The organism is Mycolicibacterium komossense, assembly GCF_025822605.1.
Taxonomy (GTDB): domain Bacteria; phylum Actinomycetota; class Actinomycetes; order Mycobacteriales; family Mycobacteriaceae; genus Mycobacterium; species Mycobacterium komossense.
Genome location: NZ_JACKTY010000014.1, coordinates 1 through 25,720 on the forward strand (window position 1 = coordinate 1; position 25,720 = coordinate 25,720).

Sequence of the window (25,720 nt, forward strand, 5' to 3'; positions counted from 1 at the left end):
GCCTGGATTCCGGTGCTGATTGTCGTGGTGGTGCTGATCGGGGCTTTCACCGTGATGCGGATCAAGACGTTTTTCGGGGCGCCGGATCCGGCGAGTCAGTCCAGTAAGCCNGCTGATGACACCAAGCCGTTCAATCCGAAGGTGGTCAAGTACGAGGTGTGGGGTAATGGGACGTACGCCGATATCAACTATCTGGACCTTGATGCTCAGAATCCGAAGGTGGTCAAGTACGAGGTGTGGGGTAATGGGACGTACGCCGATATCAACTATCTGGACCTTGATGCTCAGCCGCAGCGGATTGATCATGCGTCGTTGCCGTTCACGTTGACGTTGAGTACTACCGATCCGTCGGTGTTTCCCAATATCGTGGCCCAGGGTGACAGCACCGATGTGAGCTGTCGGGTCACTGTCGATGACGTGGTCAAAGACGAACGATCCTCTTCCGGCGTGACCGCCCAGACCTTCTGCTTGCAGCACCGATGTGAGCTGTCGGGTCACTGTCGATGACGTGGTCAAAGACGAACGATCCTCTTCCGGCGTGACCGCCCAGACCTTCTGCTTGGTGAAATCGGCATGAGCCAAACAGACAGCGAGGCGCGGACGGACGCCATCTCGACGGCGCAGGAACCCGGCCACCCGAAGGCCGATCACGGCGGCGGTATCGCGATGTGGATCCGGCGCCTGGCCGTGCCGATCATCGTGCTTTGGATCTTCATCATCGCGGTGCTGAATGTGGTTGTGCCCCAGCTCGAGGTGGTCGGGCAGATGCGCTCGGTACCGCTGAGTCCACAGGACGCTCCGTCAATGGTGGCGATGAAAGAAGTCGGCCACGTTTTCAACGAGTTCAAGTCGACCAGTTCGGTGATGGTCGTCCTGGAAGGAGACCAGCCCCTCGGCGACCAAGCCCACCACTATTACGACGGGCTCGTCAAGAAGCTCGAAGCCGACACCACGCACATCGAGAACGTGCAGGATTTTTGGGGTGACACCCTGACCGCATCCGGTGCGCAGAGCCCGGACGGCAAGGCGGCTTACGTCCAGGTTCATCTGGCCGGCAATCAGGGCGAATCGCTGGCCAACGAATCCGTCGAGGCTGTCCAGAACATCATCAAGGCCAACCCGCCGCCCGCCGGATTGCACGTCTTCGCCACCGGTCCGGCGGCCATCTCGGCCGATCAGCACATCGCCGCCGACAAAGCCGTGAAGATCATCACCGGGCTGACGTTCTCGGTGATCATCGTGATGATGCTCTGGGTCTACCGATCCCTCGTGACCGTGTTGATTGTGCTCTTGATGGTGGTGCTGGAGCTGTCGGCGGCTCGGGGAGCGATCGCCTTTCTGGGCTACTACAACATCATCGGGCTCTCGACCTTCGCCACCAACCTCCTCGTCACCCTGTCGATCGCCGCCGCGACGGACTACGCCATCTTCCTGATCGGCCGCTATCAGGAGGCCCGCGGCGCAGGTGAGGACAAAGAGACCGCTTATTACACGATGTTTCACGGGACGGCGCACGTCGTCCTTGGCTCCGGCCTGACGATCGCGGGCGCAACATTCTGTCTGCACTTCACCAACCTGCCGTACTTCCAGACCCTGGGCATCCCACTGGCGATCGGCATGGTCGTGGTGGTCTTTGCCGCACTCACCCTCGGGCCGGCCGTCATCACCGTGGTCACCCGCTTCGGCCGGCTCGAACCCAAACGCGCACTGCGGGTGCGAGGTTGGCGCAAAATCGGGGCCGCGGTGGTCCGCTGGCCGGGACCGATCCTGGTCGCGACGATCGCCCTGGCTCTGGTCGGGCTGCTGACCCTGCCGGGATACCGGACCAACTACAACGACCGGAACTATCTGCCCGCTGACCTGCCCGCACAGCTGGGATACCAGGCTGCCGACCGGCATTTCTCGCCGGCGCGGATGAATCCGGAGCTGCTGCTGATCGAATCCGATCACGATCTGCGCAATCCGGCCGACTTCCTGGTGATCGACAAGATCGCCAAGGCGATCTTCCGTGTGCCGGGAATCTCACGCGTGCAGGCGATCACGCGCCCGCAGGGTACGCCGATCCAGCACACGACGATTCCGTTCCAGCTGAGCATGCAGGGCACGACGCAGAAGATGAACGAGAAGTACAACCAGGACATGACGGCCAACATGCTCAAACAGGCCGATGACATGCAGAACACCATCGACACCATGACGAAGATGCAGGGCATCACCGAGCAGATGGCCGGCGTCATGCACAACATGGTCGCCCAGATGAAGAACATGACCGTCGACATCCAGCAGTTGCGTGACAACATCGCCAACTTCGACGACTTCTTCCGGCCACTGCGGAACTACTTCTATTGGGAGCCACACTGTTTCGACATCCCAGTGTGCTGGTCGATCCGCTCGATCTTCGACACCCTTGACGGTATCGACACCATGACCGACGACATCCAGGCATTGCTGCCGCAGATGGAGAAGCTCGACGTTCTGATGCCGCAGATGGTGGCCTTGATGCCCGGAATGGTCGAGACCATGAAGAGCATGAAGACGATGATGCTTACCATGTATGCCACCCAGAAAGGCATGCAGGATCAGCAGACCGCGGCGTCGGAGAATCAGACCGCGATGGGACAGGCCTTCGACGAGTCCAAGAACGACGACTCGTTCTACCTGCCGCCGGAGACCTTCAACAATCCTGATTTCAAACGCGGTATCAAGCAGTTTCTCTCACCTGACGGCAAGGCGGTCCGGTTCATCATCAGCCATGACGGTGACCCGATGACCCCCGAGGGCATCGCGAAGATCGATGGGATCAAGCAGGCTGCCAAGGAGGCGATGAAGGGCACACCCCTGGAAGGGTCGAAGATCTTCCTCGGTGGCACCGCAGCGACGTTCCACGATATGCAGGAAGGTGCGAACTACGACCTGCTGATCGCCGGAATCGCCTCGCTGTGCCTGATTTTCATCATCATGCTGATCCTCACCCGCAGTGTCGTCGCCGCGGCCGTCATCGTGGGGACGGTTGCGTTGTCGCTGGGTGCGTCGTTCGGGTTGTCGGTACTGATCTGGCAGCACATCATCGGTATCGAGCTGCACTGGATGGTGCTGGCGATGTCGGTGATCATCCTGCTGGCGGTGGGCGCGGATTACAACCTGCTACTGGTGTCGCGGTTCAAGGAGGAGATTCACGCCGGATTGAACACCGGCATCATCCGATCCATGGGCGGCACCGGATCGGTCGTGACCTCTGCCGGTCTGGTGTTCGCGTTTACGATGGCTTCGATGGCAGTCAGCCCGCTGACGGTGATGGCTCAGGTCGGTACCACCATCGGACTGGGCCTGATGTTCGACACCCTGGTGGTCCGGTCCTTCATGACGCCGTCTATTGCCGCTCTGCTGGGCAAGTGGTTCTGGTGGCCGCAGCGCGTGCGGCAGCGTCCCGTCGCCGAGCCGTGGCCGGCCGTCCCGCCCAAAGAGGAAGCACTGCTGTGAGCGTCGCCGGCGATGATCGATCCGGGTGCGCCACGATAACCGAGGGCGAACCGAGAAGCGCCGAACTGGATTCGGACCTACAGCAGGTCCTGATGAAACTGTGGTTGTTCCTGCGTCGCGGTCAGTCGCACTATCTCAAGGTCGGCGGCGGACTGACGATGTCGCAATTGTCAATCCTGCTCACTCTTTTCGACCAGGGCCCGATGCGGCTGGCGAGCCTGGCCGCGCGCGAGAGGTTGCGCGCCCCGACCATCACGGTGGCGATCCGCCGACTTGAGAAGCTCGGCCTCGTCGAAAGGTCCTCTGACCCATCGGATCACCGGGCCGTCCTGATCGCCGTCACACCGCTCGGGCTGTCTCATCATCGTCAGTCGCTGGCCGATCGGATCGCGGTACTCACTGCCGCGTTGGCGACCCTGAGCGAAGAAGAACGGGACGCCATCCGGCAGTCGCTCGGGCCGCTGGACCGGCTCGCTGAGCTCGCCGACGCGCGATCGGCCCCCACCTCCGACTACTGACTGCGCCGGTGGAACCCTTCGGCTGAGGCGGTGGTCGACACCGAGCCGGTGCGGGCGGCCGAGCGCTCACTGTCTTCCTCCGGAGTTCGGTGTTTCACCGGGTGCCTGGCGGGCATACCTTTCGGGACGCTCGCGACGATGCGGGTGCATCACGCTGAGGAGTCAAACGATGAACCTCACTCGCACCAAAAGCGTCGAGCGGTCGATCGCCGACACCGAAGAGTCCGAGCATCAGCTCCGCAAAGAGCTGGGTCCCGTGCAACTCGTGGTGTTCGGAGTCGGCGTCATCCTCGGCACCGGGATTTTCGTGCTGACGGGGGAGGCCGCCGGGGAGAAGGCCGGGCCGGCCATTGCCTTGTCGTTTGTGTTCTCGGGCATTGCTTGTGCTTTGGCTGCATTGTGTTACGCGGAATTCGCCAGCACGGTTCCGGTGGCCGGCTCGGCGTACACGTTTTCCTATGCCAGCCTCGGGGAAATGGTCGCCTGGATCATCGGCTGGGACTTGATCCTGGAACTTGCGCTCGGTGCCAGCACGGTGGCGGTGGGCTGGTCGGGCTACTTCGCGGACCTGATGGACGGGGCCGGCCTTCGCATTCCCGGCTGGGCGTACGGCGAGGGTCACAACCTGGTCGCCGCTGCCATCGTGCTGATGCTCACCGCTGTGCTGTGCATGGGGATCAAGATCTCCTCGCAGGTCAACTTCGTTTTCGTGGCTATCAAAGTCGCCATTGTGCTGCTGGTCATCGTGGCAGGCATGTTCTTCATCAAATGGAGCAACTATTCGCCGTTCGTTCCACCATCGGGTTCGCCGGCAGCTTCGGGCGGCAAGGAGACAGCCTCGCTGCTGCAAGATCTGGGTGTGTCGCCGGGCGCGTTCGGGGTGAGCGGGATCTTCACCGGGGCAGCTCTGGTGTTCTTCGCCTACATCGGTTTCGATATCGTCGCGACCGCGGCAGAGGAGACCAAGAAGCCGCAACGGGACATGCCGATCGGCATCTTCGGCTCGCTGGGGATCTGCACGGTCCTGTACGTCGCGGTGTCGCTGGTGGTGACCGGGATGGTCAAGTACACCGACATCAAGGTCGACGCCCCACTGGCGGAGGCGTTTCGCTCGGTGGGCCATCCAGCCTTCGCGACGGTGATCTCGGTCGGGGCGTTGGTCGGGCTGACGACCGTCATCCTCGTGCTCATGCTCGGCCAGAGCCGGGTCTTTTTCGCGATGAGCAGAGATCGGTTGCTGCCGGAATCATTTGCGAGAGTCAGTCCTCGGTTCGGCACGCCGCTGCGCACGACGATCCTGACCGGTGTCGCGGTGGCATTGATCTCGACGTTCGTGCCGTTGACCGCGTTGGCCGAGCTGGTGAACATCGGCACACTGTTCGCGTTCGTCCTCGTCGCCATCGGCGTCCTGGTGCTGCGCCGTACCCGTCCTGATCTCAAGCGCGCCTTCCGCTGCCCCGCCGTACCGATCGTGCCCGTCCTTGCCGCCCTGACCGCCTTCTATCTGATGCTCAACCTGCCCACCGCGACATGGATCCGGTTCTTTCTCTGGATGGCGCTGGGCCTGGTGGTTTACTTCGCCCACGGTCGACGGAGCAGCCGCTTGGCTACCGACCCGGACTATGCCCGCGACTCCAGGAAGGGCGATGCAGTGTCGTCGTCGGCCGGGGGTACAACGTAGGCGGCATGCCAACCGACTCTGCGTCGACTACCGCCCATGCGGTCTATCCTCTCGCTGAGACAGTCGATTCCGGTTTACGATCCACCCCCATAGGGGCGGCATCCACAGCGGCGCGGGTGCGCTATCGGCAAACGGGCACGGCGGTGACGAGATGGCAGGGACGTATGCGGTGATGATGGTGGCAGCGGCAATGGCTGTGCACACCTGGCGGTATCGCTAGCCGGCGCTCGCACCATCGGGTTCGCGCCGGCCGGTTCCTCAGCTCTGCAGGAAAACGACGTTCTGGTCGAGCGCATTGCGGGGCACATGCACTGCGTTGGCGGGGAAGTCGGGGTCCGGGTAACCGATCGCGATTCCGCACAGCACCCGCATATCCGGGCCGATGCCCAGTTGTTCGCGCACCGTGTCGGGATAGCCGGCAATCGACACCTGCACGCAGCTGCCGAGTCCACGTGCGGTCAGCCCCAGCAGGAATGTCTGCAGGAACATGCCGACGCCGAGGCTGTCGACGAAATCCAGATCGCGATGCATGCAGACGATGCCTGCCATGGGCGCTCGGAAGAACTCCCAGTTTCGCCGGACGGCCAGCCGTCTGGCCTCGGCATCGTGCCGGGGCACTCCCATCGCGCCGTACACCAGTGAGCCCAGGTCTCGCCGGAAGTGCGCGAACTCCGGAGGCAGGACCGGCACCCGCGGGGCACCCGCGTCTGCCTCTGCCAGCAGTGCCTCCACCAGGCGGTCGCGTGCCGGACCCGAGGCGATGACCACCTGCCACGGTTGGATGTTCGAATTCGAGGGCGCGCGGGTGGCGAGCGCAAGGGCCTCGGTGACCAACTCGTTGGGCACCGGCTTGTCCCGCAGGAAGAGCCGCGTCGAGTGACGTTGCAGGACAACCTCTTCGAAGTCAACCATCGCTTGCTCCTGGTCGGACGATCAGAACGGTCTTACCGGGCCGCCGGTGCGGCAGCTTTCCGCTCTCGAACGCCGCACGACCGTCTTCCAGTGCGAAGGTATCGGCGATCGCGATATGCAGCCGGTCGTCGTCGACCAGGTGCGCAAGATGGGCCAGCTCAGACCGGTCGGGGGTGACGATGAAGAATGTCGCTTGCACCTCGAAGGCGTCGGCCAAGCCGGCCGGTGGAGGGGCCGACAACGTGACCAGCCGACCGCCCCGCCGCAGGACCGCGAACGAACGGTCCAGCGTGCCACCACCGACGGTATCGATCACAACATCGAATTCCCGCACGGCGGTGTCGAAGTCTTCGGTCCGCGTGTCGATCACGTGGCGGGCGCCGAGTGCAACGACGTAGTCCCGGGCATCACTTCGTACCGTGGTGGTGACCTCGGCGCCGAGACCACTGGCGAGCTCGACGGCCAGAGCGCCCACTCCGCCGGCGCCGCCGTGGACCAGCACCCGATCCCCCTCGGTCACCACGGCGTGGTCGACCAGTGCCTGCCAGGCCGTCAGCCCCGCCAGCGGCAGCGCCGCCGACGCGACGTGAGAAACGGTGGCCGGTCGAGGTGCGAGGTCGGAGGCCGGTACTGCGACGAATTCGGCCGCCGCACCGTCGCGATCGAACTGGATCAGCCCAAACACCTCGTCGCCGACTGCGATGTCGGTGACATCGGTACCGATCGCCGCCACCACACCGGAGACCTCGTGGGATGGGATGATCGGCGTCCGGTCGACGCCGTCGCGGGTCCAGGTTTCCTCCCAGGTGAGTTCATCGAAGGTGATGGCCGCCGCGTGGACGGCGACCAGCACTTCCCTGTCAGCGGGGACCGGAACCGGTGCGCGCTCGACGGTCAGTTCCTCGGGGCCGCCGCGGCGGTGTGCGCGCAGAGCGGTCATCTCAGCCATCGCGCGTGCCCTCAGAAGCCCTTGGCCGCGAACCAGTTCAAGGCGACCTCGGCGACATCGCGCCACCCGTGATCCATCGTCAGCGAATGTCCGCGACCGTCGATCTCGTGGAGTTCGGTGTCGGACTTCCCCTTGGCGTACATCCCGAATACTTCCTTGGTGACCTTCAGCGGAACCGTGTGGTCCTCGGTGCCCGAGGTCAACAGCAGCGGACCACGATCGGCGAGATGTGTGTCGACCTTGGCCGGCGAGTGCCTGGAGAAATTGGCTCCTGCATCCTCGAACAGCGGTAGTCCCGGGCCGGGAATCGTCCACTGTCCGTGCAGTTGATCGGACTCCTCCTCGGACAGGGCGTTGCCGAACGCGTAGTGAAACTGCTTGGCGGTCAACGAGACTGTGCGATGCTTGTTCGCGGGATTGCCCAGTACCGGGAACGCCGAGCGGAGCTGCGCCAGCGGGAGCGCCTTGACTCCTTTGATCGGGGCGGGGTCGATCGCGACGGCGGCGGCAATGTCACCGGCCGCCAGAAGTTCCTGGGCGATCAGGCCGCCGAAAGAATGCCCGACGACGATCGGCTTGCTCTCATGCTTGTGGTCGGTGTTGCCGATCAACCCCGTGTAGTGCTCGACGATCGACCCGATGCCGACGTCGTTGAGTGCGTCGGCGTTGGCGCGGGTGGCGGCGACGGTGTCGCCGTCACCGGGCCAGCCCGGGGCGCTGACGTCGTAGCCGTGCTCGGCGAACAACTCCAGCCAGGGCTGCCATGCGCTGGAGTGGACCCACAAGCCGTGGATGAAGATGACGGGATTGGCTTTGGTGACGCTCATTTCGGTTCCTGTCGGGTGGGTGCGGAGCGCACGAGCTCGGTCCAAACAGTGGTGACGTACTGCTGGTCAGGGAAACAGTAAGTTCAGCCAGCTCCCAGGGGGTGGTGAATCGGCCAGTCGATGCTGCGGGCTTTTCCCGCTGTCCGCGCCGCAGGGCCGTCTACGCGTCAGCTCGATTCACGTTCGAGGCGATGCGGACTACCGCGGCACCTGGATGAATTCTGGTTTGCCGGTCGCGGGTGCCGATACCGTGACGGGGTGCGCCCCGTCCCGATGATACGAATGGCACCGCTACTGCTGGTGCCCGCGATGTTGGCGGCCAGCACGTTTCCCGGCCAGTTTCACGTATCACCCGGCTATTGGGTGCTGTCATGCCTGGCGGCCGGCGTATTCGCCCTCGGTCGGCGGTGGCCTTTGTCGACTTCGATCGTGTTGTCGGTGTTGGCGGTGCCGTTGTTCGCCGCCGAGGCGTGGGGGCTGTCGGGTTTGGTGCCGTACCTGGGTGCGGTGGCGGTGGCTGATCTGGCTGCCCGCAGCGATCGCGACCGAGACATCGCCGCGGCGGCGCTGTGCTGGTCGGTGGCCCTGTTGCTGGGTAATTGGCTGGACGCGCACACGTCGTTGTGGAATGCCGTCAACGCCGTCACCATCGTGGCGGGCGTAGGTGCGCCGGTCCTGCTCGGTCTGTATCTGCGGGGCCAACGACGCCTGGCGATCGTCTATCGGGAGCGTGCGCGGGATGCGGAAATGCGCAGAGCGGCGGCAGAGTTCACCATCCGCTCACAGGAGCGCGCGGCGATGGCACGTGAACTGCACGACCTCGTCGCGCATCACATGGCGTCGATCGTGTTGCGCGTCGCGGTAGCCGAGCACGTACTCGACGGGGTTGATCCGCGGGTGGCTGACGTGCTGGGCGACGTTCACCGCACGGCCTCCGATGCGCTGGCCGACATCCGGCGGCTGCAGAACGCGCTGCGTGATCCGGCGTTGACCGACGTCGCGATGATCGAACGGGACGCAATGTGGACCGAGATCGAATCGGCCATCGGCCGCACTCGCGCCGCTGGGTTCACCGTGGCGGCCGATATCGACCGCCACATCGACGGGTTGGACGCACTCGCGCGTCTGACAGTGTTGCGTGTGACGCAAGAGGCGCTGACGAATGTGATGAAGCATGCTCTCGGGTCTGCTCCCGTGGAGCTGACGATCGGTCGAGAAGGTGATGGCGTCGCGGTTCGCGTCAGCAGCGCATACGCCCCTGAGTCCGCGCCCAATGCCGACGGCCACGGAATCATCGGAATGACAGAGCGCCTGCAACTCGTCGACGGCCGGCTCGACGTCCGAACGAGCCCGCCCGTCTGGGTGATCGACGCGTGGCTACCCCGGGCTGCGGACGCAGCGCAGGACGCTGCGCGATGACCGCGATCCGGGTGCTGATCGTCGACGACCAGAGACTGGTGCGCGCCGGTCTGCGCATGTTGTGCGAGTCCACGGTCGACATCGACGTGGTCGGCGAGGCTGCCGATGGAGCACAGGCGGTCCGACTGGCCGCAGAGCTGACGCCGGACGTCATCCTGATGGACCTGCGGATGCCCGGGCTGGGTGGTGTCGAGGCCACCCGCCTGCTGATGTCTACCAGGCCGGAATCAAAGGTGTTGGCGCTGACCACATTCGATGATGACGAACATCTATACCCGGCGCTGGCGGCAGGGGCGGCGGGCTTCCTCGTCAAGGACACCAGCCCGGCCGATCTCGTCGCGGCCATCCGGCGGGCGGCCGGTGGTGATATCACCGTCTCGCCACACCTGTTGCGGCGCTTGGTCGAGCGGGCGGTGGAATCGCAACCTGCAAACGCCGCCGCTGGCCTGGTGTCTGCCCCGGCGCCCCTCACCACCCGCGAGCTGGAAGTGCTGCCACTGGTCGTCGAGGGGCTGTCGAACCAAGAGATCGCCGATCAGTTGCACCTCGGCGTCACGACGGTGAAGACGCACATCGCAAACCTGATGGACAAGACCGGCTCGGAGAACCGGGTTCAACTGGCCGTCTACGGGTATCAGCGCATGGCGTGACCAGGCATGTCCATCGTCATCGGAGCTTGCTCCTGGCCCGGTGCGAGTACGAGGAACTGGCCCATCATGCCCTGATCTTCGTGCATCGCGAGATGGCAGTGGTACATGTAGGGCAACGCCGCGTCGGTGTAGTCGGCGAACCTGATCGCCAGCCGAATTCGTTGTCCCGGAGGGGCGTACACCGTGTCTTTGTAGCCTGCGAGTTCTGCGGGCGGTGGCGATCCGTCGATGTCGATGATCCGGAACTGGACGTCGTGCACATGGAAGTTGTGCGGCCAGTTGTCGACGTTGCGCACCGTCCAGATCTCATCGACGTCGACCGTGGTGCTGAAGTCGATGCGGTTCATGTCCATCCGGTTCTTGTTGATCATGAACCACTGCAGGTCAAATGACCTCTGCAGGCCCACCTGTGCGGTATCGGTGGCCGGCAGGTCGGCCAGTCGAGAGGGAAGGGCGGCGCTCGGTCGCAGTATCCGCTCGGGCCGCAGCTCGAGAATGTGGAAGGTGTCGTCGATGCCGAATCGTGCTGCTTCGGCGGGTTTCAATCCGGCGCGATTCGCGATGGGGAACGACCGCAGCGAGACCGGCTCACCAGAGCGCATGTCGACGACGATCTCGACTCGCTCACCGGGGCTGAGCTGGATGCGGCTGATCGGCACCGGTGTGGAGAGCAGACCGCCGTCACTACCGACCACGTGGAATTCACGGTCGTCTCCGAAGCCCAGATTGTACAGCCGACCTCCTGAACCGTTCAGAATTCGCAGCCGAACCCGCTCGGATCGAACCGGAAGATATGCTCCCGCAATACCATTGGTGACGATGGTGTTGCCGAGAAGGCCGACGTCAGTCCGATCGGATTCATCGAGCGCGCCGGTGTCGGTGAACCGTCGATCCTGGATGATCAACGGAATGTCGTCCACTCCGTAGTCACCCGGCAGCCCGGCGCTCGGATGATCGTCATCGATGATGAACAGGCCGGCCAAACCGCGGTAGATGTGCTTTTCGGTCTCGCCGTGCGGATGCGGGTGGTACCACAGCGTTGCCGCCGGCTGTCGAACCGTCCACGTCGGCTCCCAGTGCCCGCCGGGTTGGACGGTCTGATGCGGGCCGCCGTCACATCGGGCGGGCAGGTGCATGCCGTGCCAGTGCACGGTGGTCGGCACCGACAGCGCGTTGTCGAACTGCACACAGACGGTCTCCCCGCTGCGGGCCCGCAGGGTCGGTCCGAGGATCGAACCGTTGTAACCCCAGGTGGGGGTGTTCGTCCCCACGACCATCGGTGTCACTCCCGGCGCCGCCCGCAACCTGAACGTCCGGATGCCGTCGCGGTCGACGGTGGAGTCGGCCAGCGGTGGGATCGGCAGTGGACGAGAGGTGCCGGCGTCCCACCGTGGGGCCGGGGTGGTCACATTCGAACAGGACAGCGACAACGCCACCGGAGCCGCCGCCAGGCCGAAGAGAAACTGTCGTCGAGATGGGGCTGGCACGCTCGCTCCGAAGGGTTGTGGTCGACCAATTGGCCCTTCAAGTCTTCGGCGTTGCAGGTCCGCCCGAATCGGCCACGAAGCCGGCGAAACCTGAGCTGAACTCCTCCGTCGGGACCTTGCGCGGTGCGGTGCAGTCTGGTACTCGGGCGACGCTTGGCTACGTCAGTGCCATGTCCCAGAACGCAATTTCGTGGGTCAGCACGTCGCCGATCAGCTCGCTGTACACGTCGGGAGTCGCCAGTTCGTGCAGTCCCTCGACGTAGGCCGCGAACCCCGGATCGGTCCAGTGTTCGACGAACTCGGCGAACGGTGATGTCGGAGACGCCGCCGAGGCCCAGCCGAGCAGGTACACCCGCTCCAGGGCCCACAACGCCGTCACCGCGGCATCGTAGGGCGCGTCGTCCAGACGCTGCAGGAGCGTGCGATAGGCCAGGGTTGCCGGCAGCGGCGGCTGATCCAGTTCGACCCCGCGGCGCGCCGCCTGTACGTCGAACCAGTCGAGCTCGGCGATCAGTGCCACACATCCGCCCGCGAGCACGCCCTGAGCCGGCCGCGGGGCGCGCGCCAGCAGGCGGGCCTGGAAGGTGACCAGGTCGGCCACGAACACGGCGTCCTGGGCCAACCACCGGTCGAACGCCACCTCGGTGATCGTGCCGTCACGAACGGCGTCGAGGAACGGATGTCGGATAGCTGAATTCCATCGGGCGTCGAGCACGTCCGACAGAGTAGTCAGCGTCAGCCGGCGGGTGGCGCGGCCTCAGACCGGTGTCGGCACGCGCGCCGCTGCGGCGGACAGCGTCATTTCCTGCCGGAGCGCAGTGAAGTCCGAAATCGTCTTCGTCGCCACGGTGGCTACCGGACGGGCGTCGCGGCCCGTGGCGTCCTTCTTCGACACCATCACCACGCTGTCGATATAAGGCTGGATGGTGGTGGCGTTCTGCACCGTCGCGACGATGACCAGTTGGAAGCCGAACTTGCGGAACGCCTGCAGGGCCTGCTGAGCGAACTGCGGGTCGGACTTGGAGAACGCCTCGTCCAGCATCAACTGTGCGAAGACCGGCTTGTTGTCCGCGCTGTCCGGGTTGGCCAGGTTGAAACTCAGTGCGCCCGCCAGACAGAAGGCCATCAGCTTCTCCTGCTCGCCGCCGGAGTTGTCGCCGGCGTTACTGTGCGTGCGGATCAGCTCCTCGGTGCTGACATCCCATTCGGCGCAGTCGAAGGTGAACCGGTTACGGACATCGAGCGCATCGCGCGTCCAGGCCCTGTCCTCGGGGGCGGCCGACGCCATCCGGTTTCGCAACCGCAGGATGTCGGCGTACTGGTCCAGGATCGCCTGTTTGTCACCGAGTCCGACCTCGGCGATGCGACGCGAGATGGCTTTGACGATCTCGGTGAGTTCGGCGACCGCAGTCAGGCTGCGCGGCGTGGCCCGCAGCGTCAGTCGGGTGCCGCGGTTGAACTCCACCGAACCCAGACCGGTGTTGACCCGGTTGATTTGGTCGGTGATCCGCCGGGTCTCCTGCTCGGCCACCCGGTGCAGGGTCAGGATCGCGTCGGGAGCCTGTTCGGTGACCAGACGCATCATGCGCTCGTAGGCCTCGGGCAGCTCGCGCTCGTCGATGTGCCGGCACAACGCCACGTAGTCGTGCACCCGTTCGTCGAACACATCGCTGTCGTTGGGGATCGCGTCGGGGAACGCGGTATCGAAGGTGTTGAGGATCCGGGCGAGCTCGTCATAAGAGCGCCTTCGGCTTTCGCGCAGCTGTTCGCGTTCGCGGCGGATCGCGTTGAACACGGCCTCCCGGTGCGGTTCGGGGTTGAGCAGCTCCAACGTCACCGGAACATCGCCGGCGTAGCGGTCCAGCAGTTCGGTCAGCGGCTCGGAAACGAACGCCGGGGTGAGTCGTTCCTGCAGTTCTAGCAGCCGGGTACGTCGACCGTCGAGGTCGTCGCGACGCGTCTGGATGGCGCCGCGGCGGGTCATCAGAGTCTGGATCTCCTCCCAGCACTGATCGGCGCGCGCGTTGAGCGCCTCGATGTCGGGATGGTCGGCGAGCAGAAGTTCATACTGTTCGCGCAGCCGGTCGGAATGCCGGTCAGCGGTCTCGGTGTCGATCTGATTCCATTGCGGGAACTGCTCGCAGATGGCCTTGCAGGCCGCGGCGCGGTCACGCCACTGCTGGCGCTGCGCGGCGATATCGTCGGCAGCGCGCCGGGCCTGGTGGTAGGCCTCCTCGGCGTTGGCGAGATCGAGTGTCAGCGCGTCTATCTTGGCGGCCACGTCACCCTGGAACAGGTAATCGGATTGCCGCAGCGGGCGCCGGTCGTCCTTGATCGCCAAGCGGTCCGAGTCCTTGTACAGGCCGGCATCGGTGACTGCGCGCCGGAACCGGGGAAACACGTCGGGGGTGTCGACACAGATGTGATCGCCGGCCGCAGCGATCACATCAGCCGCCTCGGCGGCACAGCTGTGGGCCGGGTCGACGACGAACAGCTTGCCCGCCAACGTATTCAGCTCGGCTTCGACAGGGTTGGCTCCGACGAACGAGGCACGGACATGGTGCAGTTGCAGCCGCCCGCCCATATTCGTCTCGTTGACGAACCGCAACACTGCCGCGTAGTGACTGTCCGGGACCAACAGCCGCAGGCCCACCCCACGCAGCACCTTCTCCACGGCGACGCGCCATCGGCTCTGCTCGGGCCGCAGGTCCATCAGCTCGGCGATGTACGGCAGCTCACCCGGCTCGACACCGACGGCCGCGCAGATGTGTTCGCGCATCGTGATCGCGAACTCCGGCAGCGCCGAGCCGACGTGCTCGACCCGTTTGAGCTCTTTGGCGGCGTCGTCACGGACGATCCGGGCGGATTTCTGCGCGTACTCGGCATCGGTGGACGCTTCTCTGCCGCGGTCAAGTTTGGCCAGCAGTTCGGTGGCCGTGGAGCTGAGCTCCTCCCGCAGATTCCAGAAATCGTCGGCGGTATCCGGGATGTCGAGGCCCTGGGCGGTGATCAGCGATTCGTAGGCCGCGCGCCGGCGCGACACCTCTTCGGCCTGGGCTTCGGCGCCGCCAACCTGTGACTGCAGTGGTCCTACGGTGGCACTCGACCCGCTGATCTGCGCGTTGAGCGAATCACCCTCGGCCTTGGCCAGATTCAGCTGGCGGGTGACATCTTCGTACTCGTTGCCGAGTTGGTCGATCGTGGCGTCCAGTGAGTCGATCTGGGCCGGGCACTGCGCCAGGCGGACGTGGTCGGTGTACGCGCGGACCATCGGTTGGTCCACCAGGTCGATGATGCCCAGGTCGGAGGATTCGGAGCCGTAGCGCTGCTGGATCTTCTCGATATCACCGAGGATCTTGCGTTTGCGCTGGGCGACCGCCAGCAATTCGCGGGCGTCTACCAGGGGATCGATCTGGCGCAGCGCGTCGGGGAGACGGGTCAGGCTGCTCGGCTCGTCGAGCATGAATTCGCGGACGAACTGTTCCAGTCCGCCAACGCTTTTCAGTGACTTGGCTTTGCCGAGCAACTGCTGAGCGGCGTCGGAGGCGCGGATGCCGATCGTCGCATACAGCTGCGCGAGGTACTGCGACTCCACTTTGGTGGAGAATCGCCAGTCGTCTTTGAATACGGCGGAGTCGAACCGTCCGGCCGCCCACCGGTTGCAGATGTCCTCGATGTCGCGGTCGCCGTCGGCCAGGACGAACCGGCTCGACGAGTCCGATCGGGACTCGCCGGTAAGCCATTTGAGTACCAGGCCGGTCACCGATCGGCCGGTGTTGCTGGCATAGGTGACCGCGACCGCAGACCACGCGGCGCCGTCGCCGCGCAGGTACATGACCTTGCTGGCGCCGCCGTCACTGCGCTGCCCCCAGGCGCCACGGACGTACTTGTCGACGGTACGACGCCCGGCGCTGGAACCCGCAGCCGAATTGTCGCCGGAGGCGTTGAAGTTGCGCCGGTTGAACGGCAGGAAGCCTAGCGAAATAGCGTCGAGCAGTGAGGATTTGCCGCTACCGGAGGCGCCTGCGATCAGTGCCCCGCCCTCGCTGAACGGGATGGAGTGGTACCCGTCGAACACACCCCAGTTGATGACCTGCAGGCGGGACAGGTGGAATTGCTCAGGCATCTGCAGTGACATCCTCGTCGTCCGGCAGGCTCGGGCTCCCGCCACCCAACAGCAGTTCGAACTGCTGTTGCAACTCGTTGATAACCGAAGCCGTCATGATCGCGGTGATCACCGGGCTCACGGTGTAGCTGTCGTCGTCGTCGCGGCTCTTGCGGAGGATCTCCAGTCCGGTCAGGCGAGCGATGGCCGCGTCGATGCGGGCCGTGAAGGTCACCGTGTCTCGGTCGGTGTCGTTGAGCACCCCGGAGAACAGGGCATGCACCTCGTCACGGCTGATCAGGACGGTCTGGTCGCCGGAGGCGCGCATCATCTGTGCCAGGTGCAGCGCCAGGATCGAGTCGTAGGTGCCCAGTGGCTCACGGCGCAGAAGCTTGACACCCCTTGCCGATTCGTAGCGGGCCTGCTCGACGAAAGCGACTCCTTCACCGGCGTAAGCGGTTTCGACGATGCGCAGAAGGAGGTCCAGTTCCGAGAGGCGCACGCTCAGTTGGGCACGGTACTCCAGCACCCACGTGTAGAGGTCACGGTCGGATTCGGCGCTGATATAGCGCCGCGTCAGCAGTTGCTGAAGCGCCCAGCAGGCGCGGTCGGGCAGTTCACTGACATCGCCGTCGAAGCGGGGTCGGCGTTGGTGCGGCGGGCGGGCGGTCTGGTCGACCTGGGGCAACGACGAGAAATCGATGTCCTGTTCGGTACTCATGCCGTGGCTCCCAGCAGGCTCGAGATCGGCTCGGTGAACATCAGGTGCGGGACCTCCATCTCACGGTCGCGACCGTCCAGGGACTGGAACCGGACCGTGACGGGCTGGGCTGTGTGTGGGTCCTGGGCGGGCTGTTTGAGCGCCCAGGACCAGAGCACGATGACGTGGCCGAGGTACGCGGAATCGAGCATCCCGACGGCGTCGGGGAGTGACAGCGGGCCGGCCACGATCGCGCTGTTGATCATGTCGGACATCGCAGGCGCGTCCACCTGCGTAGTCAGCGCGGCGAAGCTGGCCAGATCGACTTCGGTGCCCGCGGGTTGGGCGGGCTTCGGATTCGACAGGTCGCCGATCCGAAAGCTCAGCGCGCCAATCGAACTGATCGCATGCCGGGCAAGGGGCAGCTCCAGGTCGAGGCGAGAATCGGTCAGCGATTCCTTGAGTAGGGCGCGGGCGGCGCCGATCGCCTCGTTGAGCTGGCGAGCCACGCCACGACTTTGTTCGAGTGTGCCGAAGGCCGTGAAGCGTTTGACCCGCTGCGCGCAGCGCTGCTGAATGCGTTCCACCTCGTCGATCTGGTAGCCGACCAGCTCGAAGAACCCGGCCATCACCTTCCGCAGCGCCGGATCCAGCGCCGGAAGCGCCTCCGCCACCGCAGCGACGTCGGCTTCGAACTCGGCGCGCTGATCTGGGTCGTTGATCATCCGCAGGAAGGCGCGGTGGGAGTCGCGGCCCTGGGAGTCCCAGGCGAGTTGATAGTCGGCATACATCTGGCGCTGGCGATCGCGGTATTCGACATTGCTGTCGATTGGCTCGTCAAGGGCGGCGGTGGCCTGCTCGATCATCGTGCCGTACTGGCCGATGTCGGTGATCAGTCGTTCCATCTGCAGGGCGATCGCGCGCGCCTCGTCGTACACGTCGATCAGGTCGACCTCGGGCTGTGGGCGGCCCAGATCGCCGTGGTCGAGAGCATCGAGTTCGGCGTGCAGTGCGGCAATCTCGGCCTCGATGCCGGCGCGGATGCGGTCGGGATCGTTGCCCACCCGAACGGCGATCTGTTTGAGCCGGGAGGCGATCCCGTTGATCGAGCCGCCGGTGGCGATGGTGTCCTGGCGGCGCATACCGCGTAGGAAGTCCAGCGCTCGGCGCGCCTCCTGGGTCAGGTAACAGAGGTTGCGTTCGACGCCGGTGCGCTGGTCGGCGACCCGGTGCAACCAGCCCTGGCTGGCCCACGACTTGATCAACGCCAGGCCGGATTGCTCACCGCCCGGCGGACCGAGTTCGTCGAGGTCGCGTTCGAGGCGGACCACCAGATCGGGTTCACCCATCACGCCACCGCTGAGGTGACGTTCCATCAGCGTCGCATAAAGGCCCAGGTTGAGGGTGGCCAGCAGACGGATCGTCGGGGAGCCCTGGATCTCTCGGTTGAGTTCGAGCAGATCCGGGGCCGAAACTTCGGCGGTGTCCTCCACTGGCGCCTCCCTCCCGTCTGGTCTCCGTGCGTCATGCGTCGACGGTCCAAGATAGGGCACCGCGGCGACAGTGGATTGCGTGACAGGCGGGGCTCGGGGAGCGTGTCTGGACAGCCCTGCCCCACGGGTCTCAGTAGCCGCGTGAGCCTCACTGGTTGTGCTACCGAGGTGGAGCGAACGTACCCGTTTGGGCCTCAGTCATGCGTTCTTGGGTGGTTCGTCACAAAACCCGCTCAGCGTGTACCCGGCAGATGGGCCGGGTAGCCGAGTCGAAGAGGTGCATACGGCGCCCACCATTGCTGTCGATGCTGAAAGGCAAATCACTATGACTACACCGGATACTTCGACACTGCTCACGCAGCTGCGTACGGTTCTCGATCTGACCCACACCGAGATCCAGATCGCCGAGACCCGCGTCGCCCAGGCGCGGACCGACGCAGTACGCGACGAACTGAGCCAGAACGCCGAAAACGGTCGTGAGCGGGCTGCGGCCATCGAGTCCGCCATTCGGGACCTCGGTGGATTCCCCGACGTCATCGGCCCGATCCTGGGTCGCGCCGCGGCCGCGGTCAAAGCGCTCACCGAGCAGGCCGAACCGTTCGACGAGGCACTCCTGGGTGATCTCGCCCTGGAGGATCAGCTCGTCGACCGTGCTCGCTACATCAAGGCACTTGCCGTGGCGGCCAAGCAGCCGGAGGTGGAAAGGCTGGCCGAACGGCTCATCACGGCGCACTCCGCGACTGTGACATGGCTGACCACCGTGTTGGCCGAGGATGCGCTCGGCGGTCCGGCCGCCTTGCGGCGGACGCCACTGCAGGCTGTGGCCGGAGTGGCGGTCAAGCTGGCCAATCTGCCACTGAACTGGTCAGCTCGCGGTGTCGACCACGCCTTTGAGCTGCTGCGCACTGCGCGACCAGCCGTCGAGGACGTCGTCAACCGCGGCGCGCACGCCGGTGAGATCGCGGGCAAGGCGCTGGCCGCATCGCGCGACGGTGCACTGGCCGGCGCGGAGAAAGTCATCCGCCGCGAAGGCGCCACCGATGCAGCCGATGCCTTGCATCAGGCGCGCGCGGCCACCGGTGTTCTCGATTCCGAAGAGCTCCCCATCGAGGGCTTCGATGAGCTCAACGTGACCGAGGCCGTTGCCGCGGTCAAGGACCTGACGGATTCGTCCGATATCCGGGCGATCGTGGCTTATGAGGAGGCGAACAAGAACCGTGCCCGCGTGGTGTCTGCCGCTCAGACCCGCGTCGCGGCCATCGCTGCGGAGGTGGTCGGCATCAGCTGACGCGTGAAGGGCCGACCACTGTCGTCAGCAAACTGCCAATCGAACGCCCCCGCCGAGGGCCGCGGGGGCGTTCTGGCGTGTCTGGGAGGCCGGCGGCAACCGGGCCGGCCACGCCAGCAAAATGCCCTCCCAGTCAATTCGACACGCCTTCCCCGCGGGCGTCGAATGGCGGCCGCGATGGGGCTCGGCTAATTCACGAATTCGTTAATAACGGCACCGATCCAATGATCTGACAATGACTCGATTGCGAAAAAGACGGTCGCATTACCGGCGCAGTCCTGATATTTGACTATGCAAGGTCTTACTGAAGGCGCTGCGACGCGCATGGGACACCATTTGTGATGAAAAATATTGTCCTTCACGCCTGTCCGCAAGCAACCAAGATTGGCTGGTGGGTCGGGTAATTTGGCACATTATATTCAAATCAGCGATCACTGCCATTGCCAACTGGGTGCTTTTGATCCGAACGATCCCGAACTGGCAAAAGACTGTGGACTCTCTGGAAAGTTGCGGGTTCAGACACTTTTTTCGGGGAAGAGTGCACTATGGACATTCACAAGCCGTTGTGAAATAAGCCGCGCAGGGGGAATGTGATGCCAAAGATCTATGGGGTCATGGAGAAGGACCTTGTCGTCATGCATATTCTCGGCGACGTGTTTAGCGGCAAGCTGCGGGCGGGCGATCGAATCGACCGTAACGAGTTGGCCAAGAATATGGGTCTCAGTCGCGTGCCGATTCAAGAGGCGATGGTCCAGCTCGAGCACGACGGTGTCATCGTCACCCGGTATCACCGCGGCGCTTTCGTGGAGCGATTCGACGAAGCGACCATCCGCGAACATCACGAGATCTACGGTCAGCTCAACGGCCTGGCAGCCGCGCGGGCAGCCGCCGACCTCAACTCCTCCATCGTGGAGCGACTCGACGAGGTCGTCGAAATGATGCGGTCGGCGACGGACGCGGGGTCCTTTCAGGAGGCGGTGGGGGAGTATCGACGAGTCATCTGCGACGCCTACGCGGGGCCACGCCTGTCCGCGCTGATCCGCACCACCCGCAGCTTCATCCCGCCGGATTTCTGGAGGGCGTATCTCGCGGTCCATGCCGAATTCGTAGCGTCCTACGAGACCGAGACCGACGCGATCCGGCGCCATGATGTCGATGGTGCGCGCGTGGCCAATATGGATCGGTCGACGCTGCTTGCCACGATCATGCTCGCCGAGCTCTCCCAGCGCGGAGTGATCAAAGTCAACGTATCGCTGGAGTCGGGCAGGCCGCTGGTCGCGCACTGAGCCGGGGCTCATCGGGATCGGCTGCCCAGCACGGCTGCGAGCGTCTCGGTGAGCGCGTCGATGTCCGCCCTGTCGTTGTAGACATGGGTGGCGAGCCGGACGATGGACGACGTCGCGTTGTACCGTCCGGACCACACCCGGATGTCGGCGTCGAGCAGTCGCTGCTGAAGTGCCCCGATGTCGTTGTGCGGCAACAGGAAGGCGCGCATGCGTGGTGACAGTAAAGTGTCCCCGCCGGTCGGGACTGCGCCGATCTCCGGCAGCACTTCGGCCGCGTAGTCGGCTAGCTGTGTGCAATGGGCAACAGCGCCAACAGACTTCCACTGACGCCAAAGTTCCAGTGCGGCCGGCACGGCCAGTCGTGCGGCGGGATCGAACGTTCCCGGCCAGCCGAAGCGGGTGGCAAGGTGGTGCTCGTCGACGGTGAGCGACGTCTCGGCCGGGCGCAACCCGGTAGCCACCGCCGCGCGCGCCCACAAAATGCCCACCGCGCGGGGAACCGGCAGCCACTTGTGCACTGTGCCAAATGCAACGTCGACGTCTTGCCAAGCTCCCACGTCCACGTGGAACGGAGCGTGCGCGGCATCCACCACGACCGTCGCGCCCCGCTCGTGTCCCCAGCGGGCGAGGTCGTCGACCGGGAGCATCAGCGCGGCGGATGAGGTGATCGCGCTGAACTGCAGGACGGCCACCGAATCGCTGACCGCTCGCGACAGGTGATCAAGTAGTTCGGTACCGTCCGACACCGGCAGGGGAACCCCAACGACGAGCAGCCGGGCACCTGCCTCGTCGCACCGTCGCTGCCAGCCGCGGATGACCGACGAATACTCGCAGTCGAGGATCACGACGGTGTCGCCGCGGGACAGGGGCAACGACCGTTGCACCGCTGCCGCCCCCGACGTGGAGCTTGACGTCAGCGCGCAGTTCGCCGCATCGGGCAGACCCAGTTCGGTCGCCACCAGTTCGGCGATCGACGCCAGACGCGCTTGCAGCGCGTCGCCGAGGTGAACGATCGGGTCGGTCTCCAGCTCACGTCGAAGAGCTGCGCAATAGTCGAGCATCGCCCGTGGTGCCAAACCGTACGACGCGTGGTTGAGCATCACGAGTTCCCGCGCCAGCGGGAACTCGTCACGCCAGGGCTGTCTCATGGGACCACCATGCCACCGCCGGGGCTCAGCGCGCGCCGGCTCAGATCACCAGTGCGTCGACCGCGACAACACCTTCCGGCGACACGATCACCGGGTTGGCTTCGACGGCATCGACCGCCTCGCCGAGATCATCTGCCATCGCGGCGAATCCGACGATGACGTCGACCAGACCGTCAACATCGACGGCGCGGGAGCCGCGCCAGCCGTCGAGTAACGGCCGGATCCGTAGCCGATCCAACAGTTGACGAGCGTCACGAGATGCCAGCGGCGGGCAGGCGACAGCCCGGTCGGCGTGGAGTTCGACCAGCACACCACCGGCCGCGACGACGATCAGCGGGCCGAAGGCTGGGTCACGTACGAAACCGACGGAGATCTCGATGCCGTCGTCGGCCATCGTATCCACGCTGACGACCGGTCCCAGGGACTCGGCCATCGCTGCGTAGGCGATCGACAATGCCGCTTCATCGGCGATCCCCAACGCGACGCCGCCGACGTCGCTCTTGTGTTCGGCACCAAGTGTTTTCAGGGCCACGGGGTAGCCGATGGCATCCGCGGCCGATAATGCTTCTTCCAGGGAGTGTGCTGCCCGTGATTGCACGACGGGCACGCCGTAGCCGGCGAGTAATTCGAACGCCGGTACCGGGCCTGACGCCAACCGGTCGAGCCAATGCCGCCGCCGCGGGGTCTCTGTTGCGTCGGTGGCAGGCGGCAACGGCAGCGGCCAAGACGCCAGGTGCCCCAGCGCGGCCAAGCCGCTACGGGTCCCCTCCAGGACGGGAATCCCGTTCTCGCGTAACACTCGTGCCACGTCACTATCGATCGCGGACGGTACCGAGGCGAGTACGGCCAGGGGGGCGACGGTGCTCTTGGCAGCATCGAGCACGGCATCGGCGTAATCGGTATCGCCGTCGTACTCGGTGACCAGGTCGACGGCGAGCGCGGTCACGGCGACGGCGGGGTCTTCGCTGATGACCCGCAGGCAGGCACCGAACAGTGCTCTGGTGTCGGCGCCGGTGCCCCAGACATCGAGCGGATTGGTGGCCACCAGGCCCTCGTCGAGCAGATCGCCGAGCGCGGTGAGCGTGTCCTGAGCCAAGCCGGCGAAGGGCACGCCGAGGTCGTGTGCGAGATCAACGCACAAAGCCCGTTCGGCACCGGAATCATGCACGGTGGCGATACCACCTCGGGCCACCGCGCGTCGCGGGGTGGCGAAAAGTTCGATGGTGTCGGTGAATTCGGTGAGGTCGGTGACTCGGATCGCGCCGGTGGAGGCGCAGAACGCCGCCCACCCGGCGGCGTCGCCGGCAAGAGCGCCGGAGTGAGCGGCCACCATCGAACGCCCCAGAGGTGAACCACCCACGGTCAGAATCACCACGGGCACACCCTGGTCCGCGGCGCGGCGCAACGCGACGCGCAGCCGCGACGCGGCCCGAGGGGTTTCCAACAGCAGTGCGATCACTCGGGTGTCGGGGTCGTCCAGCGCATAGGACACGTAATCCGCGGTATCGGTGACCAGTTCCTGCCCGGACGACACCGCAAGACGGAAACCGAATCCGCGGTTGCAGCGCAGCAGGGTCGAGAACGCCGAGCCGGAGTGAGTGACCAGTGAAACACCGCCTACCGGAAGCGGATCGGGCTCCAGGTAGCCGAGTGCGCGCACGCCGAGCGCATTGTTGGCGAAGCCCATACAGCCGGCCCCGCAGACGGCCATCCCCGCCTCGGCGGCGATGGCCTGCACCGTCTCGCGCAGGCCGGCGGTGTGCGCGGAGCCGAACAGCACCGCCGAGCGGGCACCGATGGCGGCGGCCAGCCGCAACTGCTCGGCCAGCGCAGAATCGGGCACCCCGAGCAGTACCAGATCGGGGGAGTGGTCGAGCGCCGCCAACGACGGCAGGCACTGCTGGGAGCCGACCATGTCATAGCGCGGATTCACCAGATGCGTCTGCGCTGAACCGCGCTGTGCTTCGAGCACCATCCGCGCGCCGAAGCTGTCAGGGCGGGCGCTGGCGCCCACTACGGCCACTGACCGGGCGCCGAGCATCGCGCCGACCGCTGCTGCCCGGCCGGCCACGTCGGTCATCTGCTCTGGGAGGGCGCTCAGGAGCGCCTGCTCAGCACCGCGCGGAGGCGATTGTTGCTCCGCTTCTTGTCGGCCAGTGCAGCTTTGGCGGCCTGCCAGCCTGGAATGCCGCAGACGCCACCGCCGGCGTGGGTGGCCGAGCTACCGTTGTAGAGTCCGGCGACCGGGGTTCGGTAGTCAGCGAATCCGGGCGCGGGTCGCATGTGGAACAGCTGCTCCAGAGAAAGCTCACCGTGGAAGATGTTGCCACCGATGAGCCCGTACTCCTGCTCCATCTCGTGCGGACCGACGATGTCGCGATGCAGGATCGAGGATTTGAAGCCCGGTGCCACCTGGTCGTAGAGCTCGATGAGCCGGTCGGTATAGGCGTCGAGCTCTTCCGCGTGCGGCTCTGCGGCCCATTCGGCGGGCACCCACTGCGTGAACAGCGACATGATGTGCGTGCCATCGGGATTGAGCGTCTTGTCCAGCGTGGTGGGGATGACGCCGTCGCTGAACGGCAGCAGGGCGGCTTTGCCGGTCCTGGCATCCTGGAAGGCGGCTTCGATGTACTCCATCGTCGGCGCCATCTCGACAGAGCCGGTGTGATGTTCGGCCAGCCCGGAACTCGGATCGGCAGTGAAGTTCGGCAGCTCGCCGAGCGCGAGGTTGATCTTCACCACGCCGCTGCGGGTCTTCCAGTGCTCGATATCGGCGACGAAATCATCCGGCAGCTCACTGCGCGGAATCTGGTCGAGGAAGGCCGTGCGGGGATGCAACGTGGTGACGACCAAGGGAGCGGTGATCTCTTCCCCGTTGTCGAGCACCACGCCCTGGACCTGCCCACCACGGACGAGAACCCGGGAAACCGCGGCCTTGGTGCGGATCTCGGCGCCGAAACTGCGGGCCGAACGGGCGATCGCCTCCGACACGCCGCCCATCCCGCCTTCGGGATAACCCCAGCTGCCGAGTTGACCGTCACCGACATCGCCGATCGAATGATGCGCCATGACGTAGGCGGTACCTGGCTCGTAGGGGCCGGCCCAGGTTCCGATCACGCCGTTGACGGCGAGCGCACCTTTAATTTGGGGTGATTCGAACCAGTCGTCCAGTAGGTCGGCGATGCTCATCGTCAGCAATCGGGTGACGTCGGCGGTCATCCGGGTGGTGATGCCTTTCTGGCTCCATGCCAGCTTGGCCAGCTCGAACAGATCGGCTGGTTTGTGCGAGCCGATATTGGGCGGGACCTGCGTCAGCAGTGGGCCCATCACCTCGGCGATCCCCTCGAGCCATTCGTTCCATTTCGGGAAGGCGTCGGCGTCCTTTTTTGAGAATCTGGCCAGCTGCTCGTGGGTCCGCGCGGGGTCGTCCTCGTAGATCGTCAGCGAGCCACCTTCGGGAAATGCCTGGTAGTAGGGCCCCATTGGATGCACCTTGTAGCCGTGGCGCTCCAGCTCGAGGTCGCGCACGATCGTCGGCGGCATCAGGCTCATCACGTAGGACAGCCGGGTCACCCGCAGATGCGGTGCGTCCTCCCAGGGTGATTCGGTGGTCGCCGCGCCGCCCAGGCTGGCGCGCGATTCGAGCACCACCGTCCTGGCCCCCGAGCGGGCGAGGTAGGCGGCCGAAACGAGACCGTTGTGTCCGCCACCGATGACGATCGCGTCGTAACCATTCGACATCCGAGTCCAACTTTCCGTGCGCCCAGAGCGCACTTC

At 65.1% G+C, this 25,720-nt stretch carries 20 protein-coding genes; 9 read left to right on the forward strand and 11 right to left on the reverse strand.

Annotated elements, in window-relative coordinates; translation table 11 throughout:
* The 5 genes from H7J73_RS04540 to H7J73_RS04560 form a co-directional block, all read left to right on the forward strand.
* Nucleotides 1-507: MmpS family transport accessory protein (locus H7J73_RS04540; protein ID WP_264066053.1), on the forward strand; the 507-nt coding region annotated here is incomplete at its 5' end.
* Nucleotide 508: 1 nt separating this feature from the next.
* Entirely contained in the window at nt 509-577 is a 69-nt protein-coding gene (locus H7J73_RS04545) for a hypothetical protein (protein ID WP_435405427.1), read from the forward strand.
* Nucleotides 574-3,480 (forward strand): MMPL/RND family transporter, encoded by a 2,907-nt coding sequence (locus tag H7J73_RS04550; protein ID WP_276030927.1) that lies wholly within the window; start codon nt 574-576, stop codon nt 3,478-3,480. Before H7J73_RS04545 ends, H7J73_RS04550 begins: the two co-directional genes overlap by 4 nt.
* 92 nt (nt 3,481-3,572) lie before the next feature.
* Nucleotides 3,573-3,998 carry a MarR family winged helix-turn-helix transcriptional regulator gene (locus H7J73_RS04555; RefSeq protein WP_264066054.1) on the forward strand — a complete coding sequence of 142 codons (426 nt, stop codon included), beginning with the start codon at nt 3,573-3,575 and terminating at the stop codon, nt 3,996-3,998.
* Nucleotides 3,999-4,167: 169 nt separating this feature from the next.
* Nucleotides 4,168-5,679 carry an amino acid permease gene (locus H7J73_RS04560; protein WP_264066055.1) on the forward strand — a complete coding sequence of 504 codons (1,512 nt, stop codon included), beginning with the start codon at nt 4,168-4,170 and terminating at the stop codon, nt 5,677-5,679.
* A 258-nt stretch (nt 5,680-5,937) separates the two neighbouring features.
* Here the strand turns inward: H7J73_RS04560 and H7J73_RS04565 are convergent, their stop codons facing one another.
* From H7J73_RS04565 to H7J73_RS04575, 3 genes are read right to left on the reverse strand one after another with little or no spacing between them, the layout of a single operon-like run.
* Nucleotides 5,938-6,591, reverse strand: coding sequence for a nitroreductase (locus H7J73_RS04565; protein ID WP_264066056.1), 654 nt, complete (start codon nt 6,589-6,591; stop codon nt 5,938-5,940).
* Nucleotides 6,584-7,531, reverse strand: a complete 948-nt coding sequence (locus tag H7J73_RS04570) for an NADP-dependent oxidoreductase (RefSeq protein ID WP_264066340.1) — start codon at nt 7,529-7,531, stop codon at nt 6,584-6,586. Before H7J73_RS04570 ends, H7J73_RS04565 begins: the two co-directional genes overlap by 8 nt.
* A 20-nt stretch (nt 7,532-7,551) precedes the next feature.
* Nucleotides 7,552-8,367, reverse strand: a complete 816-nt coding sequence (locus H7J73_RS04575) for an alpha/beta hydrolase (RefSeq protein ID WP_264066057.1) — start codon at nt 8,365-8,367, stop codon at nt 7,552-7,554.
* Between the two features lie 282 nt (nt 8,368-8,649).
* On the opposite strand from H7J73_RS04575, the gene H7J73_RS04580 reads away from it, so the two are divergent.
* The gene (locus tag H7J73_RS04580) at nt 8,650-9,786 is read left to right on the forward strand and encodes a sensor histidine kinase (protein ID WP_264066058.1); all 1,137 of its coding nucleotides are present in this window, start codon (nt 8,650-8,652) and stop codon (nt 9,784-9,786) included.
* Nucleotides 9,783-10,436, forward strand: coding sequence for a response regulator (locus tag H7J73_RS04585; RefSeq protein ID WP_264066059.1), 654 nt, complete (start codon nt 9,783-9,785; stop codon nt 10,434-10,436). Before H7J73_RS04580 ends, H7J73_RS04585 begins: the two co-directional genes overlap by 4 nt.
* Here the strand turns inward: H7J73_RS04585 and H7J73_RS04590 are convergent.
* The 5 genes from H7J73_RS04590 to H7J73_RS04610 form a co-directional block, all read right to left on the reverse strand.
* A complete protein-coding gene (locus tag H7J73_RS04590) occupies nt 10,421-11,923 on the reverse strand; it encodes a multicopper oxidase family protein (RefSeq protein WP_264066060.1) in 1,503 nt (500 codons plus the stop codon). The genes H7J73_RS04585 and H7J73_RS04590 overlap by 16 nt on opposite strands.
* A gap of 157 nt (nt 11,924-12,080) precedes the next feature.
* On the reverse strand, nt 12,081-12,638 hold the full coding sequence (locus H7J73_RS04595; protein WP_264066061.1) for a TenA family protein: 558 nt from the start codon (nt 12,636-12,638) through the stop codon (nt 12,081-12,083).
* Between the two features lie 42 nt (nt 12,639-12,680).
* On the reverse strand, nt 12,681-16,049 hold the full coding sequence (locus H7J73_RS04600; protein ID WP_264066062.1) for an ATP-binding protein: 3,369 nt from the start codon (nt 16,047-16,049) through the stop codon (nt 12,681-12,683).
* The gene (locus tag H7J73_RS04605; protein ID WP_264066063.1) at nt 16,042-16,749 is read right to left on the reverse strand and encodes a DUF4194 domain-containing protein; all 708 of its coding nucleotides are present in this window, start codon (nt 16,747-16,749) and stop codon (nt 16,042-16,044) included. The genes H7J73_RS04600 and H7J73_RS04605 overlap by 8 nt, the downstream gene beginning before the upstream one ends.
* Nucleotides 16,746-18,221, reverse strand: a complete 1,476-nt coding sequence (locus H7J73_RS04610; protein WP_264066064.1) for a DUF3375 domain-containing protein — start codon at nt 18,219-18,221, stop codon at nt 16,746-16,748. Before H7J73_RS04610 ends, H7J73_RS04605 begins: the two co-directional genes overlap by 4 nt.
* 325 nt (nt 18,222-18,546) lie before the next feature.
* On the opposite strand from H7J73_RS04610, the gene H7J73_RS04615 reads away from it, so the two are divergent.
* A complete protein-coding gene (locus H7J73_RS04615; protein ID WP_264066065.1) occupies nt 18,547-19,509 on the forward strand; it encodes a coiled-coil domain-containing protein in 963 nt (320 codons plus the stop codon).
* Between the two features lie 593 nt (nt 19,510-20,102).
* Complete coding sequence (locus tag H7J73_RS04620; protein ID WP_264066066.1) at nt 20,103-20,795, forward strand: GntR family transcriptional regulator; 693 nt, start codon at nt 20,103-20,105, stop codon at nt 20,793-20,795.
* 8 nt (nt 20,796-20,803) lie between these two features.
* Here the strand turns inward: H7J73_RS04620 and H7J73_RS04625 are convergent, their stop codons facing one another.
* The 3 genes from H7J73_RS04625 to H7J73_RS04635 are packed head-to-tail and all read right to left on the reverse strand — an operon-like array spanning nt 20,804 to nt 25,684.
* Nucleotides 20,804-21,943: an aminotransferase class V-fold PLP-dependent enzyme gene (locus tag H7J73_RS04625; protein ID WP_264066067.1), complete on the reverse strand. Its 1,140-nt coding sequence runs from the start codon at nt 21,941-21,943 to the stop codon at nt 20,804-20,806.
* Between the two features lie 40 nt (nt 21,944-21,983).
* Nucleotides 21,984-24,023: an acetate--CoA ligase family protein gene (locus tag H7J73_RS04630; protein ID WP_264066068.1), complete on the reverse strand. Its 2,040-nt coding sequence runs from the start codon at nt 24,021-24,023 to the stop codon at nt 21,984-21,986.
* Nucleotides 24,024-24,040: 17 nt separating this feature from the next.
* Nucleotides 24,041-25,684, reverse strand: a complete 1,644-nt coding sequence (locus H7J73_RS04635) for a phytoene desaturase family protein (protein ID WP_264066069.1) — start codon at nt 25,682-25,684, stop codon at nt 24,041-24,043.
* Between the last annotated feature and the right edge of the window lie 36 nt (nt 25,685-25,720).